This is a genomic window from Deltaproteobacteria bacterium (assembly GCA_030654105.1).
Classification (GTDB): domain Bacteria; phylum Desulfobacterota; class SM23-61; order SM23-61; family SM23-61; genus JAHJQK01.
Map to the genome: position 1 here is coordinate 1 of JAURYC010000125.1, position 16,323 is coordinate 16,323.

General features: G+C 54.7%; 11 protein-coding genes. All 11 read right to left on the minus strand.

What is annotated here, in order from left to right; genetic code table 11:
* On the minus strand, positions 1-2,187 hold a 2,187-nt coding region (acsB, locus tag Q7V48_04865), incomplete at its 3' end, for an acetyl-CoA decarbonylase/synthase complex subunit alpha/beta (protein ID MDO9210064.1).
* Between the two features lie 89 nt (positions 2,188-2,276).
* Positions 2,277-4,241 carry an anaerobic carbon-monoxide dehydrogenase catalytic subunit gene (gene cooS, locus Q7V48_04870; GenBank protein ID MDO9210065.1) on the minus strand — a complete coding sequence of 655 codons (1,965 nt, stop codon included), beginning with the start codon at positions 4,239-4,241 and terminating at the stop codon, positions 2,277-2,279.
* 142 nt (positions 4,242-4,383) lie between these two features.
* Positions 4,384-5,325, minus strand: coding sequence for an acetyl-CoA decarbonylase/synthase complex subunit delta (locus tag Q7V48_04875; GenBank protein ID MDO9210066.1), 942 nt, complete (start codon positions 5,323-5,325; stop codon positions 4,384-4,386).
* Between the two features lie 105 nt (positions 5,326-5,430).
* On the minus strand, positions 5,431-5,643 hold the full coding sequence (locus Q7V48_04880) for a hypothetical protein (GenBank protein ID MDO9210067.1): 213 nt from the start codon (positions 5,641-5,643) through the stop codon (positions 5,431-5,433).
* A 106-nt stretch (positions 5,644-5,749) separates the two neighbouring features.
* A complete protein-coding gene (locus Q7V48_04885) occupies positions 5,750-6,532 on the minus strand; it encodes an AAA family ATPase (protein ID MDO9210068.1) in 783 nt (260 codons plus the stop codon).
* A gap of 71 nt (positions 6,533-6,603) precedes the next feature.
* The gene (locus Q7V48_04890; GenBank protein ID MDO9210069.1) at positions 6,604-8,571 is read right to left on the minus strand and encodes an ASKHA domain-containing protein; all 1,968 of its coding nucleotides are present in this window, start codon (positions 8,569-8,571) and stop codon (positions 6,604-6,606) included.
* Positions 8,572-8,622: 51 nt separating this feature from the next.
* Entirely contained in the window at positions 8,623-9,546 is a 924-nt protein-coding gene (locus Q7V48_04895; GenBank protein ID MDO9210070.1) for a methylenetetrahydrofolate reductase, read from the minus strand.
* Positions 9,543-10,211: a methylenetetrahydrofolate reductase C-terminal domain-containing protein gene (locus tag Q7V48_04900; GenBank protein ID MDO9210071.1), complete on the minus strand. Its 669-nt coding sequence runs from the start codon at positions 10,209-10,211 to the stop codon at positions 9,543-9,545. The genes Q7V48_04895 and Q7V48_04900 overlap by 4 nt, the downstream gene beginning before the upstream one ends.
* A 119-nt stretch (positions 10,212-10,330) precedes the next feature.
* The gene (locus Q7V48_04905) at positions 10,331-10,786 is read right to left on the minus strand and encodes a hydrogenase iron-sulfur subunit (GenBank protein MDO9210072.1); all 456 of its coding nucleotides are present in this window, start codon (positions 10,784-10,786) and stop codon (positions 10,331-10,333) included.
* Positions 10,786-15,348 (minus strand): FAD-dependent oxidoreductase, encoded by a 4,563-nt coding sequence (locus tag Q7V48_04910; protein ID MDO9210073.1) that lies wholly within the window; start codon positions 15,346-15,348, stop codon positions 10,786-10,788. The genes Q7V48_04905 and Q7V48_04910 overlap by 1 nt, the downstream gene beginning before the upstream one ends.
* Positions 15,349-15,360: 12 nt before the next feature.
* Entirely contained in the window at positions 15,361-16,203 is an 843-nt protein-coding gene (locus Q7V48_04915; GenBank protein MDO9210074.1) for a CoB--CoM heterodisulfide reductase iron-sulfur subunit B family protein, read from the minus strand.
* Between the last annotated feature and the right edge of the window lie 120 nt (positions 16,204-16,323).

Genomic DNA, 16,323 nt, shown 5'->3' on the forward strand with positions numbered 1-16,323 from the left:
GGAAAGCGCCGGGTGTCCCTTTTCCGTCAGGAAGGGCAGAATTTCATCCTCCGTCGTCCCGATCGTTTCATCGGCGATCATCTCCGGAAAGTTGGGAATCCCCATTTCTACCGCGCGCTTCTTCAAGCGGTCCATGATTTCCTCTTTGAGCATTTTGGGCATCCAGACCAAGCGTTTGATGCCCCCCTCGGCCATAATAAATTTCTTGCTGCCGATGTAGTGCTTGCTGTGGCCCACGAAACCCGGGGTAACGGATCCGCCGCCAACAGAACCCGCCAGGGTCGTAAATTTCATCCCGCAGGGAGTCATCCCGGTAAAGTCGCGATTGACGGTCATGATGCCGTTGCACATGGGGAGTACGGCGGCAATGCACTCGAAGCAGCCACAGGAAGTCATGGGATCAACCATGATGCTGTAGGCGTTGTATTTTTCCAACTTTTGGCGCGAGGCTTTGAAGACAAAGTCATTGACCCCCTTCCACTGGCCCAGGAGCGGATCAATCACTTCCATTTTGGGTACGGGTTGGTTGGGCCCGGTGGGGTTAATCTCATTAGAGGCTTTACCGTCCAGCCAGTTGTAAGCTCCACAAAGTCCGGTTCTCTCCGGGGTGATGATACACACATGGGTCGGGGCAAAGGACTGACAAAGAGTGCAGGAATAAAAAGTCTCTTCTGATTCGTCGGTCATGCCCTCGATGCGGGCATCGCGCTTATGGTAGACGCCCCGGGCTTTTCCCATAATTTCCTTTACCTTGGATTCCTCGGTGTAGATTTTCACCTGGACTTTATCGAAGATGGAGCCGAAGTCCTGGTGATATTTGGCGTGGAGGATATCCCCCAAATGCCTCAGGGTAAACCCCTTTTCCACGGCCCCTTTGCCAACCCGGACCCAGGCAATGTCCCGCTGCCCGATGTGCATGAGCCCCTGGGCGTAATTGATCAGGTGGTGGATCTGGCGCTCTAAGATGGGTTCAAAGTCCTCCTGCATTTTTCTGCCGGCAACTTCGGCCACGATGGCCAGGGGAAGTTGAGCCGGCGGCTTGATATCTTTGATATCCGGACCGATGACTTCGACTTTTCCGTCTTCGACCTCGTTCATATCCCGGGAGGTTGTCCACTCCACCGCAATCGTCCTTCCGCCTCCGCACTCTAAGTAAATATCTTCCCCGCGGATGCGTTCGCCCTCGAAGGCCGGCCCATACGCCACTGGCACCGGCACCTTGGCTACGGTAACTTTCAATCCCCGGACCTCAACTGCTTTCTGGACGATCTGGTCGTGAGCGATGTTGGAAACGACGTGTTCATAGGTGCAAATCCCCGTGGGCAGGACCTGGGGAATGGGCGTATCCGCGATGACCGGGAACCCCCAGTTAATCGCCCCGGCGGCATTGGCGTACCACTCGTCCGTCACAAACCCCAACGGAAGGGCAAAAGCAAAGACCCGATCCTTGTTATAGATCAGGATCTTCCGGTAGTCTCCGGGCGCAATGCCCCCGAAAGACATGGCGGCCCGGGTGGCAAAACCCATGGCAAAGACCGTGGCCGTGTAGTCTGGGCCGAAGGAGACCAGGCGCGTCGGCCAGCCGATCTGAACACCCGCCTCTACCAGTTGTTCCGAGAAGTGTTTTCCGTTGTGTTCCGCGGCCATGAATACGTAGAGGTTCTTTTCCTGGAGTTCCTGGGCGATTTTGGCCGCGATCTCCTTGGTAGGCGCTGCCCCCAAGATGGCGGCAAACCCCGGGGCCGTTCCATCCACAAATTCAATGCCCCGCTTTCTCAAAATGATGTCGTCGGCCGCACCCAGCCAGATGTTGTCTGCGGTGGGGTCTTCCCCTTTGATATAGAAGTTAGGATCTTCGAGATAACGGATGGCCTCGATGATTTCCTCGGCAAAGAAGGTGGCCATCCCAGCATCCAGAGCCGGGGCCAGGTACGGAAGCCAAACTTTCTCTTTCACCAGAGGAGGAATGAGCGCCCGGCACCTTTCTAAAATCGGCTTCATATCCCCTAAAGTTTTCACGGGAACTCCGAGGATGCCGTAAATGATGGGTAGGTAATATCCAGTATTGGGAAACCCAACTTCCTGGTTTGGGCCCCACTTTTCCAGGGCCTCCTGGTATTTTTTCTCCGCCCGCTCCAGGATCTTATGGCCTCCCCGAATTGCTGCTGCTGCGATGATCTTCGACACGTTTCAACCTCCTTACAAAAGAGTGATGAGTGTGAGTGCCAGTGTCAGTGATTTTTTTTACTGACCCTAACCACTCCCACTGACACTGATTAGACGGCATCCAACTCGCGCCGCATGGCCATATCATAAAGCACCCGTTCGCGCGCCTTATCCAGACCAAGGGCTTTCCGCTTTTTGTCGATATGGGCGATCATCAGTTGGGCGGCCTTTTCAGGATCGGGTTCGAAAGCCCATTTGCCGCCCACGATTTCCTCCATCTCCTCGAAAAGAAGCTTGCACATCTCCTCGCTTCCGGTGATGGGGAAGGTCGTTCCAAAAACTGTGAATACCCCCGAAGCCACAAAGTACTGCCCGATGGCAATGGCTTTCTCGCTCATCCATTCTGGGGCGGCTCCGGCTGCGGGAAGGTCGCTGATATCATCACCCAGACCCCCGTCTTTCACCACCGCAGTGGCCGCCATTAAAATCCGGCTGTTGTCCACGCAGGCTCCCATGTGCAGTATCGGAGGGATGCCTACGGCTTCGCAGACCTCAGCCAGTCCGGGGCCGCAATACTGGGCGGCGGCTTCCGGAGTAAGCAAGCCCGCCTTGCCGCAGGCCATAGCCGAGCATCCCGTGGTCAGAACGATGACATCGTTCTTGATTAACTTTTTGATCATGGTGAGGTGGGCACTGTCATGGGTCGTCCGGCAGTTATTGCAGCCTACGACCCCAGCCACACCCCGAATTCGACCGTTGATGATGTTATCGTTCAGCGGCCGGTAGGAAGAACGGAAAAGCCCTCCCAGCAGGTAATTGATAGTTTCATGGCTAAACCCCACGATCATCTCCTGGCTTTCCGCAGGAATCTGTACCGCTTTCCCTTTCCGGTTCGGGAAATTATCGATGGCTGCCCGTAAGATTTTCTTGGCCACCTCCGGACCGTGATGCTCGTCAAATTCGATATGAGTGGCTCCCTGCATTTTGGCCCGGCGGTCAGTGGTGATCACCTTGGTATGGTAACATTTGGCTACATCGGCCAGGGACTGCATCATACACTGAACGTCCACCACCATGGCATCTACTGCTCCGGTGACGATGGCCAACTCTTGCTGGAGGAAATTCCCGGCTACGGGGATTCCATGGCGCATCAAAACTTCATTAGCCGAGCAGCACATCCCGGCCAGATTGATCCCCTTGGCTCCCTTGGATTTGGCGTAAGCCTGAATTTCCGGATCCTGAGAGGCCACCACGAGAAGTTCAGGTAGCAGAGGTTCATGGCCATGCATGACTACGTTCACCTGATCTTCCTTGAGCACGCCCAGGTTAATCCTCCCCAAAATGGGCACGGGGTTGCCAAAAAGAATATCCTGGAGTTCGGTCGAGATCATCGAACCGCCCCAGCCGTCCGCCAGGGCACAGCGGGATCCCTGGAGGAGGAGATTGTGGTAATCCTGATCCACTCCCATATGGGTCCTATGCATCAATTCCACGACTTCGCGGTCAATGCCCCGAGGGGCAATTCCCAGCTTCCTCCAGAGTTCTTGCCGCTTCAGGGGCGCCCGCTTGACGAAGTGGAGTTCCCCGTGTTGCCTTCCGAACTCGGCTAGGCACTTTTCTCCCACCTCGATGGCAATCTCCTTCACCGAACGATCGCCAATTTCAATGCCCAAATCCAAAGCCACCTGATAGAGTTTCTGCTCGTCTTTGATCGCATACCCGGGCACTTCTCCCCTGGCCGTGGCTAAGAAAAGCTCAGCCACTCCCCGAGCATGGTCGGAGTGGGCGGATGTTCCCGCAGCGATCATGCGGACAAAATTTCTTGCTGATATGGTTTCTGCGGTTGCGCCGCAGACTCCCCTTCTCTTGGCCTTCTCCCCCCCAGTCTCGGCTTTCTTTTTGGGGGCTGGCACCCGACAGGGACCCATGGAGCAGTTCTTACAGCAACTCCCTTCCGCGCCGATGGGGCAGGGCTTCATTTCTTCCGCCCGATCAAAAACGGTGCTCACTCCGTCCGCTTTGGCTTTGGCCAACATTTCCAGCGTGGCTTTGTCCACACTTTTTTCTTCTGCCATTTAAATAACCCTCCTCGTTAAGAAGCAATCAATCCCGCCGAAAGCGGGATCAGCTTTCAGCTAAAACACTTTCCATCATCAACCAAAATGTTTGTTTTTGCTGATTGCCCCGCATTTTGCGGGGCGGATGGCTGAAAGCTATTTATTCTTTTAAAAGATCTCCGATCATGCCTTTTACCAAAGAAATCGCCTCTGGGTGGCGCATGATCAATACGTTGGCCCCGGCCAGAAGCAGGACCACCGCCGTTACTGCCTCCATCAAGATTCCGCGCTTCTTGGGGTCGCCCAGCCGGGGTTCCTCTGCAGCCGAAAGCTTGGCCTCCTTGGTTTTCCAGACTTCTTTGGCCAGGTTACAGACCAGCGGAAACTGCAGACGTTCGTCCTGCTGGGTCAGGGCGGCCATACGATCTCGTTCCATTACCGAATAGGAGTATTCGATTCCATACCCCAGTCCACCGGTAGTGGGATCAACAAGAATTTGCCCGTCGGGAACGCCCAGGTTTCCCAGTAAAACGTTTAGCTGTTTGGCCAGATTAACGTCAATGGGGGTCGACGCTATGATGGTATGTTTATAGCCAATGGCCCCTGCGCCGATCTGCTTGTAGTTTTTCTCCCCCACTGGGCCGATGATCAGGTTTTTCCCCGCGCACAGCTCGGAGACGCGGCGCAGTGTGTCGGCGTCCTTTTCATCGTTCCCGCAGCCCCACACGATCAGGGGAACATCTATGGCATCGGCCACTTTTTTGGCGATTGCTGCCGCTTCTTCCGAAGGCCGGTTCTTCCCATTGGGGTCAGTGCTGGCTAATTGCACACAAATCATCTCGGCGCCGTAAGCGGTCATGCATTTTTGAGCCCAAGCCACGGGATCTTGAACCACATCTTTAAAGGGTTCCAGAGCCGCCTCTGGCCAGTCTTCCGGGGGAGCATCGTATACTTCCATGGCGATTCGTGGCGGATGAGGCATCTGCCCTTCAAAAAGGTAAAAGGGATACATGGTTTCCCCGCCCACGGTCAGAGCTTTACTCCCTGCTCCCATTGTGACTTCTTTGATCTTTCCTGTATAATTGATTTTTGGTATTTCCACAGCCACCTCCCTTGTAAATACAGTGTCCGTGATGAGTGTCTGTGTCAGTTAAATAAATGGGCATTTCCTACTGACACTAACCACTGACACTGACACTTTTTTTATTCATGCCGGGTTTTTCCGCTTTTCGCTCCCATACCATTCTTTGTTAAACCAATACCTTTCCCCACTGCGTAAGTATTTGAGCATTTCTTCCCGGCCATGAATCTTTGCCCGCCAGCAGTGTGGTTTGTCAGGGATCCCCGGTTCATATTCCGGTCCGACAACCTTTACCTTCTCTCCGCTGAATAATGTTTTTTCTTCTAAGTTCTTAGCCAACTTTCCTCCCCCCTTTCGAAAGATAGTGTTAAGTGTTGAGTGTTAAAAGTTCCGTGTTGCGTGTTCCGTGTTCCGTGTTACGGCTTGATTAGGTTTTACCTATAGCCTATAGCCTATTACCTATAGCCTCTGACCTATTACCTGTTTTTATTATTTTTTCCATCATCCCCGCAACCACGCGAACAGCCGATGATTCGTCGGGCAAATCTAACAATGGTTTTTCCTTCATCTCATATTCGAAAATAAACGGGTCTTCCGGAACCATTCCCAGCAAATTCAGCCTTTGATTTTGAATCTCCTGGAAAAAACCGGGATCCAACTCCCGCGGGGCCCGGTCAACGACTAAATGTTTTTCCGTAATGGAGAGCTTCAATTCATCGATGAGTTCACGAATCTTTCCTACGGTGCGAATCCCTTTGATGGAATAATCCGAGAGGAAGAGCAGATGATCCACCCCCTGGGTTGTCCGGCGGCTCAAATGTTCCATTCCTGCTTCGTTGTCCATAACTACGAAGGGATAGTTATTCATCAGCAGGTCCAGGTGGCGGCGCAGGATATTATTGGCGTAACAATAACAGCCCGGGCCTTCCGGCCGGCCCATGACTAAAAGATCCAAGCCCTGGGATTCCACCAGGATCTCATGGAGCTTCATCTCCAGATAGGTCTCCTTGGTCATCCCTGGGGGTAAGTTCCCTTTGGTCTCGAAAAATTCCTCCCGGGCAGTTCCCAGGCTTCGTTTTACCCTGAAACCGAGAGCATCCGCTAAGTTGGAGCTCGGATCAGCATCCACGGCTAAAATAGGCCTATGCCCTTTTTTCTTGAGATAGCGGATAATCAGGGCCGCAAGGGTTGTCTTCCCAGTCCCCCCTTTTCCCGCCATGGCAATCACCTGAGTCAAAATTTCTTCCTTTATTGCGTGTTCCGTTTTTAACCTATGAACTATTGCCCATAACCTATTGCCTATTGCCTGTTCTTATCCGCCAGTCGCTGGCTCACTCCGGGGAATTCCGCGGAGTTGGTATGGGGCAAAAACATAGCCGCTACATAGTTGTCCATGAAAGCGGGGCTTTCGCTCAATTCGATATTGGTCATCATCCGGGAAATTCTTTCCCCATCATCCAGTATCTCGTTACAGAAGGAAATTAGGCGTGCTCCCAGCAGAGACCCATTGCCGATGAAAAGAAAGCGGTCCAAGGGTAGTTCCGGTAAAAGTCCGATGGTAATAGCCCGCTCCACGTCTATAAACGAACCAAAAGCTCCGGCGATGACTACTTGTTCCAGGTTGCCGACGGAAAGCCCGACGGATTGCAAAAGGGTCACATAGCCGGCGTACATAGCCGCCTTGGCCCGCATGAGGTTGTCGATGTCTACTTCCGTGATCACCATGTCCGCGCCGGTGGCTGTATCTTCACGGTAAGCGAGGACATACTCCATTCCATCCGGCCCGGGGCGGATGCGCTGGCTGGGCAGATCGGTGTTGAACTTTCCGTTCGGCGAGATCATCTCCGCTTCCAGAAACTCCGCCACCATGTTGATCAGTCCAGAACCGCAGATTCCTTTAGGCTTCACCATGCCAATGGTCAGGAGCATGGGCTCGAAGGTTTGAGGATGGATACGGAAATCCTCGATGGCCCCTGAAGTCGCCCGCATGCCGTGTTTGATGCCCCCACCCTCAAAAGCTGGCCCGGCAGAGCAGGCAGCCGTCACCAGCCATTCCGAATTCCCGATGACGATTTCCCCGTTGGTTCCGATGTCAATGTACAGCGTTAAAGGCTTACGCTGGTAGATTCCCGAACCCAACACGCCCGAAACGATGTCCCCTCCAACATAGGAAGCCACGGAAGGAAAGGTATACAGGTGGACGTGCTCCCCCACTTCTATCCCCAAATTCGACGCCCTCACGGGAGGAATGAAATTCGCTACCGGCGTGTAGGGGGATTCGCGAAGGTACTTCGGGTCCAAACCCAAGAGAAGGTGAGTCATGATGGTATTGCCGGCGGCCGTCATATGCGAAACTCGGGCTAAGTTGACCCCCGATTTGTCGACCAGTTCCCGGATGATGCCATTGATCGTCCCGACTACACTTTCCTGCAGCTGCTTCAACCCTCCAGGGCGTTGAGAGTACACGATCCGGCTAATCACATCATCCCCGTAACGAATCTGGCTGTTATAATCCGAAGCTTCGGCCAGCGTTTGCCTCTTGTTCAAATCCAAAAGTTGACCCCAGACGCTGGTCGTTCCTATGTCCAATACGATAGAAAAGTGCTCCAGGGTGGTGTCCCCCGGTTCCAGGTTGATCAGTTTGGGCCGCCGGGACCCGCGCAGCTGGTATTCGCCCAATTGCGATTCCACCCGCGTTTGCACGAGAGTGGCCGTGGCGCGCCACCCTTCTGCGCGCAGGATAAAAGGCAACTTCTTGAGCAAACGGGAATCCACCGAGATACTTTCCATGCCATAATGCTTCTTCATGGCCAGGAGCACTCGGGAGAGATCGGAGCGATTATCCTTGATCGTCGGTGGCTCCATTTCCACGTAATGCTTGTGCAGGGCCGGGTTGAAACACCACCCCAAGACCAGGGATTCCAATTCCTGATGAGAGACCTTCCGTCCCGCGCTTATCCTCTCTCGCGCCCGGGCAATGAACCTTTTGTCCAATTCTGACTCAACCGGAATGCGGACCTCTAAGTCGCTTAAAATCCTGGTTTGACAAGCCTGACGGATGCCTTTCTGAAAATCTTCTTCAGAGAGCTTCGGTCCGCGCGGGCTCTCCACCTCTCCTTTTTCGATCAGCACGCGGCATTTCCCGCATACTCCCTCGCCACCGCAAGAGGCTTGAATATAGATCCCTGCTTCCATCGCCGCTTTGAGCAAGTTCTCTCCTTTGGCGACTTGAATCTCCCGGTTGTGAGGTTGAAAACGAACGAGCATTCTTATCTTTTACTCTCCGCGCTCCGCGCCATGCGCTATGCGTTCTGGCTATTATACCTGGGGCCGGGGAAGGAGCCCGGCACGCTCCACGATGCTATGCACCGCATCTTCCCACTCGATCGCCATGAGATGAATGCCATGCACCCCTTCGATCTTGCGCAGCCGTTGAATTTGTTCCACGCAGATGTTTAATCCTTCTTCTCTGGCTTTTTCTTTCCCGGCGCTCTTCATGCGGACGATGATTTCGTCGGGCACTTCCATTCCGGCAACCTTTTCTTTCATGTAGCGGGCCATACCCACGGATTTCAAGGGGGTTACCCCCGCCAGGATGTGCACTTTTTCGTGCAGCCCTCGGTCCCGCACCATCTGCATGAAGCGTTCAAATTTATCCATGTCGTAAATGCACTGGGTCTGGATGAAATCCACCCCCGCGGCCACCTTTTTCGCCAGGCGGATAACCCGGTATTCAAAAGGGTCTGCGAAAGGATTGGCCGCGGCCCCGATAAACATCGCCGGAACCCCCTCGATCTCATCCCCTCCCAGCACCTTATGTTCATCGCGCATGAGCTTGACGGTCTGGATTAATTGGATGGAGTCCAGGTCGAAAACATTCTTGGCCGTAGGGTGATTGCCGAATTTCTGATGGTCACCCGAGAGGCAAAGGATATTGCGGATGCCCAGGCCATAGGCCCCAAAAATATCGCTCTGGATGGCAATGCGGTTGCGGTCTCGGCAGACCATCTGCATGGTAGCCTCCAGCCCCATACGCTGGAGAATCGCCCCTACAGCGATGGATGACATCCGCACGATGGCCGTCTGGTTATCCGTGACGTTGATGGCATCCACATTGCCCTTCAGCAGGCTGGCTTTGCGTTCGATGACCGATACATCGGCTCCCTTGGGCGGCCCCAGTTCTCCGGTTACGGCAAACCCGCCACTGGAGAGAATCTTTTCTAAATTGCTTCCCGCTTTCATATTTTCAGGTCCTCCCGGATGCGTTTCCGCGGCCCCCCATCCCGGCTTGTCGACCAATCCTTGACCGGCAGGACAATCTCCAATTTTTCCAACTGCCCCAATTCCTGCAGCCGCTCGTAGATCAATTGCCACCCGCAATCGACTTGCGAATCGATCTCGCACTTTCCACCCTTCGATCCCCCGCACGGGCCGTTGAACAGGCTCTTGGAACACCGGGCCACCGGGCAGATGCCGCCCGTCCGGTCCAGCACGCAATTGCCGCAGGACTGACAGCGCTCGGTCCAGACCCCCTGTTCTTCCGTGACGCCGATGAATTGAGTATTCACCCCCGGCAAGACCGGATGTTTACGAAATTTTTCGGCCACAAATTGAATTCCGGCGCCACAAGCCAGGGAGAGAATGGCCGGATACTGATCGGCATATTCCCGCATCGGCTCCAGATACTCTGGGTCACATTGCCGTTCCAAAGTCACTTCTTTAATTTCCAAAGACCTCCCCTGGGTCTGGCGGGCCAGGCGAAGGGCGGAAGAGAGGATGCCTACTTCTTTTTCCCCACCGGCGGAACAAACGGTTACGCATCCCTTACATCCGGCCACGATAATCTTATCGTAAGCATCGATCATGGCCAGAATTTCCTTTATGGGTTTTCCTCCGGCAATAATCATCCCTTACTCCTTATTAAAACGCAAAGAGCATAGCGCATGGCGTTTAGTTAGTGTTATCAGTTATCACTATTAGCTCTTTGCGCTTTGCTCTCTGCTCCGAGCTCTTAGCCCTTTTTTTTCTATGCTCTATGCTCTTTGTGCTCTGCGCTATGCGCCATGCTCTTTGCTCTTTTTATGGGGCTAGGGCCCAACTGGCGGATCCGTTCGGTCACCTCCCGTGCCACCTCGGCAAAACGTGGACCCATGGCCGCAGACATGTTATACATTTCCAGCCGCTCCCCTCCAATTCCGGCATCCTCCAAAATGCGCTTGGCCAAGGCCACCCGCTTCTTGGCCCGGAAATTTCCCTTGAGATAATGGCAATCCCCCTCCAGGCAACCGGCAACATAAACTCCATCCGCACCTTTTTCGAAGGCCTCCAGGAGAAAACGAATATCGACCTTGCCCGTACAGGGAATCCGCACAATGCGAATGTTCGGGGGATACTGTAAACGCATGGTCCCGGCCAGATCTGCCGCCGTATAGGCGCAAAAGTGGCAGCAGAAGGCGACAATGGTTGGTTCAAAGTTATTCATCAGGCTGCCTCTTCCTTCTGAACCAGGGGTAAGAAGTCAAACAAGACATCACATTTGGCCATGATCTGTTCGTCGGTAAAATGTTGCAGGGTAATCGCTTTCCCCGGGCACTCCGAGCCACAGATGCCGCACCCATGACACATGGCCATTTCGATCTCCGCCACCCCATCGGCGTTGATCACCGGGACGTTGTAAGGGCAAACCCGCACACAGGTCAGACAGGCCGCGCATTTTTCCGGGTTCACCACTGAAACCACTCCACCGACCTGGATCTGGTCTTTGGCCAGGATCGTGCAGGCGCGGGCGACAGCGGCAGCGGCCTGAGATAGGCTCTCATCAATCATCTTCGGGGAATGGGCCACCCCACAAAGATAAATCCCTTCCGAAGCAAAGTCCACCGGCCGCAGTTTCATGTGGGCCTCCAGGAAGAAACCGTCGGCTGTGCGGGGTACCTTCAGCATGCTGGCCAGTTCTGAAGTGTCCGCAGGGACCGTGGCGGCGGACAAAACCAAAAGGTCTGGGTAGAAGGAGATGTCTTCCCGGAGGACTGGATTGTACAGATCAACGGTCAGTTTCCCATCCTGGCTGCGGACTTCTGGCTTGCGGTCTTCTTCGTACCGCAAAAAGCGCACTCCGGCCTTGCGCGCCCGGGCATAATATTCTTCTAAAAGGCTGTACATGCGCATATCCCGATAGAGGATGCTCACCCGCGCTTGGGGGTTTAAAGCTTTAAGGGTCAAAGCATTCTTCACCGCCTCGGCACAGCACACTCGGCTGCAATAGGGGCGTTCCTCATTACGGGAACCGACGCACTGGATCATGACGACTTCTTTCAGCCCCTCAACCTGTTTTTTGTCCGCCGCGAGGAAATCTTCCAGCTCCAGTTGCGTGAGAACCCTTTTATTTTCCCCGTAGAAGTATTCCTTGGGCTTAAGCTCTTCACCTCCGGTGGCAATAATCGTTACTCCGTGTTCGACCTCGCGGGTAAACATTCTCGGCCCGACCATCAAGCTGGTCTTAAAATTGCCCACGTACCCGGAGAAATCCGTTACCACTGCGTTGGTGAACACTTGGATGCGGGGATGCTTGGTCACCCGGGTTTTTAGCTCTTCCAGGTATCCGGGGATCTCTTTCCCATCCAAGGTGTGTCGCAAGTGACGTAGGTTCCCTCCGAGTTCTTCTTCTTTTTCCACCAGGATGGCCTCAAACCCTTGTTCGGCCAACCCCAGCGCAGCCGTCATTCCGGACAGTCCTCCGCCGATAATCAGCCCCCTTTTGATTACCCCCTTGTTTACCTCTTCCAGGGGGCGGATTAACCGGGCATTGGCCACGGCCATACGTACCAGGTCGCGGGCCTTGGATGTGGCTTCTTCCTTCTGATTCATATGGACCCAGGAACACTGATCCCGAATGTTGGCCATCTCAAAAAGGTAGCGGTTAAGCCCGGCCTCGCGGATCGTTTCCTGGAAGAGAGGCTCATGGGTGCGCGGCGAGCAGGAAGCCACCACCACCCGGTTCAATTGGTGTTCTTCGATGGCCTTTTTGATCTTTTCTTGGGTATCTTGGGAGCAGGTATAAAGGTTTTCGTCCGCAAAGACTACGTTCCCCAGAGACCCGGCGTACTCTTTTATGCTGGGGACATCGACTACGCCGCCGATATTATTCCCGCAACGGCAGACGAAGACACCGATGCGCGGAGCCTCTTCTTGCACGTCTTTCTGCTCGGGATACTCCTTGCGGGAGACCATCGTTCCCCGAACTTCGGCAAGAATTTCCGAAGCTGCCGCGGCTGCCCCGCTGGCTTGAGCGACCGTTTCGGGAATATCCTTCGGCCCCTGAAAAACACCACAAACATACACCCCTGGCCGGGATGTGGCCAGTGGTGCCAAGACATCGGTTTTCGCAAACCCATAGTCGTCGAGTTCGATCCCCAGATTCTTCCCTAATTCCCGGGTAGAAGCCGAGGGGGTCATGCCCACGGAGAGGACCACCAGGTCGAACTCCTCCTCCCGAATCTCGCCCGCGTCGTCCAGGTAGGTGATGAAAAGATTTTTGGACCGGGGATCTTCCACTACCCGGGAAATCGCGCAGCGTACATAGCGCACCCCATATTCATTTTTTGCCCGTTCGTAGTAGGCGTCGAATCCTTTCCCATAGGCGCGCATATCGATGAAAAAGATCGTTGGCTGGATCTCTTTTTCGTGTTCCTTGGCAATGATCGCTTCTTTGGTGGCGTACATGCAACAGACCGCTGAACAGTACGGATGGTTCTGGTCCCGGCTCCCTACACATTGCAAAAAGGCGATCTTGTGCGGCACTTTGCCGTCCGAAGGACGGTTGACGTGGCCCATCGTTGGCCCGGACGCTGAAAGTAAACGTTCAAATTGGAGGGCATTCATCACGTTGGGATAGCGCCCCAGCCCATACTCTTGGGACAGGCGGGCGTTATATATTTCATAGCCTGGCGCCAGGATGACCGAACCTACATTGACTTCTTCCTGCCGTTCCACCATCTCATGGTTGATGGCGGATAGGCCGCACTTGTAATAGCAGCAGAGGCATTCCGAGCATATGCCACAGGCCAGGCAGCGAGCGGCTTCGGCTTTGGCCTCTTCTTCCGTGTACCCCAGGGTCACTTCCTCGAAGGAGCGGGAGCGCCGCTCGGGTTCCCGAGATTGCATGCCCACCCGGGGGGCCACCTGGATCTCGCCCGCGGCAACTTTTTCTTGCACTTCCTCCTTGTTCATCTTCACCACGGGCAATTCGGGGGCAAGGGGTGGTTCCAGTTCTTCTCCCCGAAGATACCTGTGAATACTGGCTGCGGCTTTGTGCCCGGTGGCCACGGCTTCGATTACGTAAGCTGTTCCCGTGGTGGCATCGCCGCCAGCAAAAACCCCTGGACGGGTAGCGGCCAAAGTGTTGGGATTGACGGCAATGGTTGATTGCCGGGTGATGCCCACGCCCGCGCTTTCGGGGATAAAGGCTAAGCCGGCGCGCTGGCCTATGGCGAATATTACAACTTCGCAGGGTAGGATATGCTCGCTTCCTTCTTGCGTCTCCAGAGTCAGCCGGCCTTCACTGTCAAATTCCATGAAGGTCACGTTAACCGCTTCCACTCCGGCCACGTGCCCATCTTTATCCAGGATCCGCTTGAAAGATCGGCTGTCATAAATGGTGATGCCTTCCTCCTCAGCTTCCCGGACCTCATCGGGGTGGGCTGGTATTTTCTCCCGACTCTCCAGGCAGGCCATTTCAACTTTGGCCGCGCCCAGGCGGACCGCTGTGCGGGCGCAATCCATAGCCACGTTGCCGCCGCCTAGCACCAGTACATGTCGATTGCGGATTGCGGATTGTAACCCCCCACCCTTGCCCTCCCCCTCAGAGGGGGGAGGGTTGGGGTGGGGGTGATTCCGAATTCCGAGATTCATCAGGCTGACGTCCCGCAAAAATTGGGTGTTGATCAAAATCTCGGGAAGGTCTGTTCCAGGAATGGGGAGTTTACGGCCTTCATGCGCGCCTACGGCAATCAGAAGGGCTTTGAACCCTTGATTCAGGACGGCGTCCAAATCCGTAACCGGGCTGTTGAGTCGCAGGTCAATCCCCAAATCAATGATCTCCCGGACTTCCCGGTCCACAATCAGAGGAGGCAGGCGATAATCCGGAACGCCCACCCTTAACATGCCACCGGCGATCGGCAAGGCCTCAAAGATCGTCACGGGATAGCCTCGTTTCCGCAGATCTTTGGCGGCCGTTAACCCGCAAGGCCCGGCGCCGATAATGGCGACCCGCTCTTCGTATTGATAAGGAAGAGGGTCAGGGGGGAGGTAGGGTTGGGAATAAACCTGATCGGTTACGAAGCGCTTTAAGGTGGCGATGGAAATCGGCTCATCCACTAAGCCCCGGTTACAGGCATCTTCGCACCGGTGATTACAAATCCGCCCGCAGATTCCGGGGAAAGGATTGTCTTCCTTAATCACCCGCATGGCGTCTTCATACCGTCCTTCGCGGATGAGGGCGATGTAGCCCTGGGCCCGCTGGGCCGCCGGGCAGGCATCGCGACACGGTGCCACGCCTTTCTTTTCAATCGCAAAGGCGTTGGGCACGGCTTGCGGGTAGAGCTTGTAAGCGGCTCGCTGCTGGGCCATTCCTTCGTCAAAGCGACTAAGGGTGATCACCGGGCACACCTGGGCACACTCGCTGCAGCCGGTACACTTGCTTACATCGATATAGCGGGGCTTGCGGCGTACGGTTACGGTGAAGGCGCCAGCCTCGCCATCCACCTTTAGTACTTCCGTGTCGGTCATGAGGGCGATATTCAGATGGCGGCCGGTTTCGACCAGCTTGGGGCTGATCGTACACATGGAGCAGTCGTTCGTGGGAAAGGTCTTATCCAGCTGGGCCATTCGCCCCCCGATGGCCGTGCTCTCTTCCACTAAATAAACTTTAAAGCCGGAATTGGCTAGATCCAAGGCGGCCTGCATTCCCCCCACACCGCCACCTACGACCATCACCGCTCCGGTTTTGGAAATTTTTTTGGTTGGGCGATCTTCTCTTTCAGCCATTCTTACCTATCCTTAAGCCAACCCGTGGGAAGTGAAAAGTTTCATCGGGTTGACGAAATGTTTTTTAAACCACTTGCCCGCATCTCGGTGCCCTATGGCCCAGCCCACCAGTTCGGTGAAATAGAGAACGGGTAAATCATACTTTTTCCCGCTCGCGCGGGAAATCTCCTCCTGACGGGTATCCAGGTTTGACTGGCAAAGGGGGCAGGCCACGACGATGGCCTCGGCGCCCGCTTGCAAAGCTTGGTCAAAAAGTTTCTGGGTCAAGTGCCGGACGATGTCGGTCCGGGTAAGCACCAGGCTGCCTCCGCAGCAATCGGTCTTGTACGACCAGGGGATCGACTCTGCCCCTAAGAGGGTCATCAGTCGGTCCATCTCTTCCGGGTTCTCATAGTTTTTTGCTCCGGTCACCTTGGGAGGGCGCACCAACAGGCAGCCGTAGTAGCAAACTACCTTCAGCCCGGATAAAGGACGTTTTTTCAAGGCCTTTATTTTATCCATGAGGGCGGCGGAGGATATAAATTCCAGGAGGCTTAGAATGTGAATATCTTGTTTCTCAGCCGGTGGTTGATGGCTAAGGCGATCCTCTTTCCCCGCGGCCTTGAACCGGCTGTAGCAGGCGGCACAGGGGATCACCACATCCATCCCTTGTTCTTGGGCAATCTTCAAGTTGCGGGAAACCAGCTTCTCAGCCAAAGATTCGTCGGTGGCATGGGCTGAGCTGGCCCCGCAGCAATTCCAATCGGGGAGTTCACAGAGCTCCACCTCAAGCATTTGACTGACGGCCCGAGTGGATTCATCGTATTCTAAGGCTGTGCCATGAAGAGCGCAGCCCGGATAATAAGAAACCTTCACGATGGATTCCTTTTCCTATGAACAAAATCTGATGATCTCGTAAAAAGCTCCCTAACCTCTTTTTTTCTTTTAATTCCCGAGGGCAGAAGCTTCAGCTTCCCTTTGGTAAACATCTTCCAG

Bases quoted from the DNA above. Each gene is read 5' to 3' on its own strand.
- cooS (MDO9210065.1), bottom strand. From the start codon at position 4,241: ATGGCAGAAGAAAAAAGTGTGGACAAAGCCACGCTGGAAATGTTGGCC.
- Q7V48_04890 (MDO9210069.1), bottom strand. From the start codon at position 8,571: ATGCTCGTTCGTTTTCAACCTCACAACCGGGAGATTCAAGTCGCCAAA.
- Q7V48_04895 (MDO9210070.1), bottom strand. From the start codon at position 9,546: ATGAAAGCGGGAAGCAATTTAGAAAAGATTCTCTCCAGTGGCGGGTTT.
- Q7V48_04900 (MDO9210071.1), bottom strand. From the start codon at position 10,211: ATGATTATTGCCGGAGGAAAACCCATAAAGGAAATTCTGGCCATGATC.
- Q7V48_04905 (MDO9210072.1), bottom strand. From the start codon at position 10,786: ATGAATAACTTTGAACCAACCATTGTCGCCTTCTGCTGCCACTTTTGC.
- Q7V48_04910 (MDO9210073.1), bottom strand. From the start codon at position 15,348: ATGGCTGAAAGAGAAGATCGCCCAACCAAAAAAATTTCCAAAACCGGA.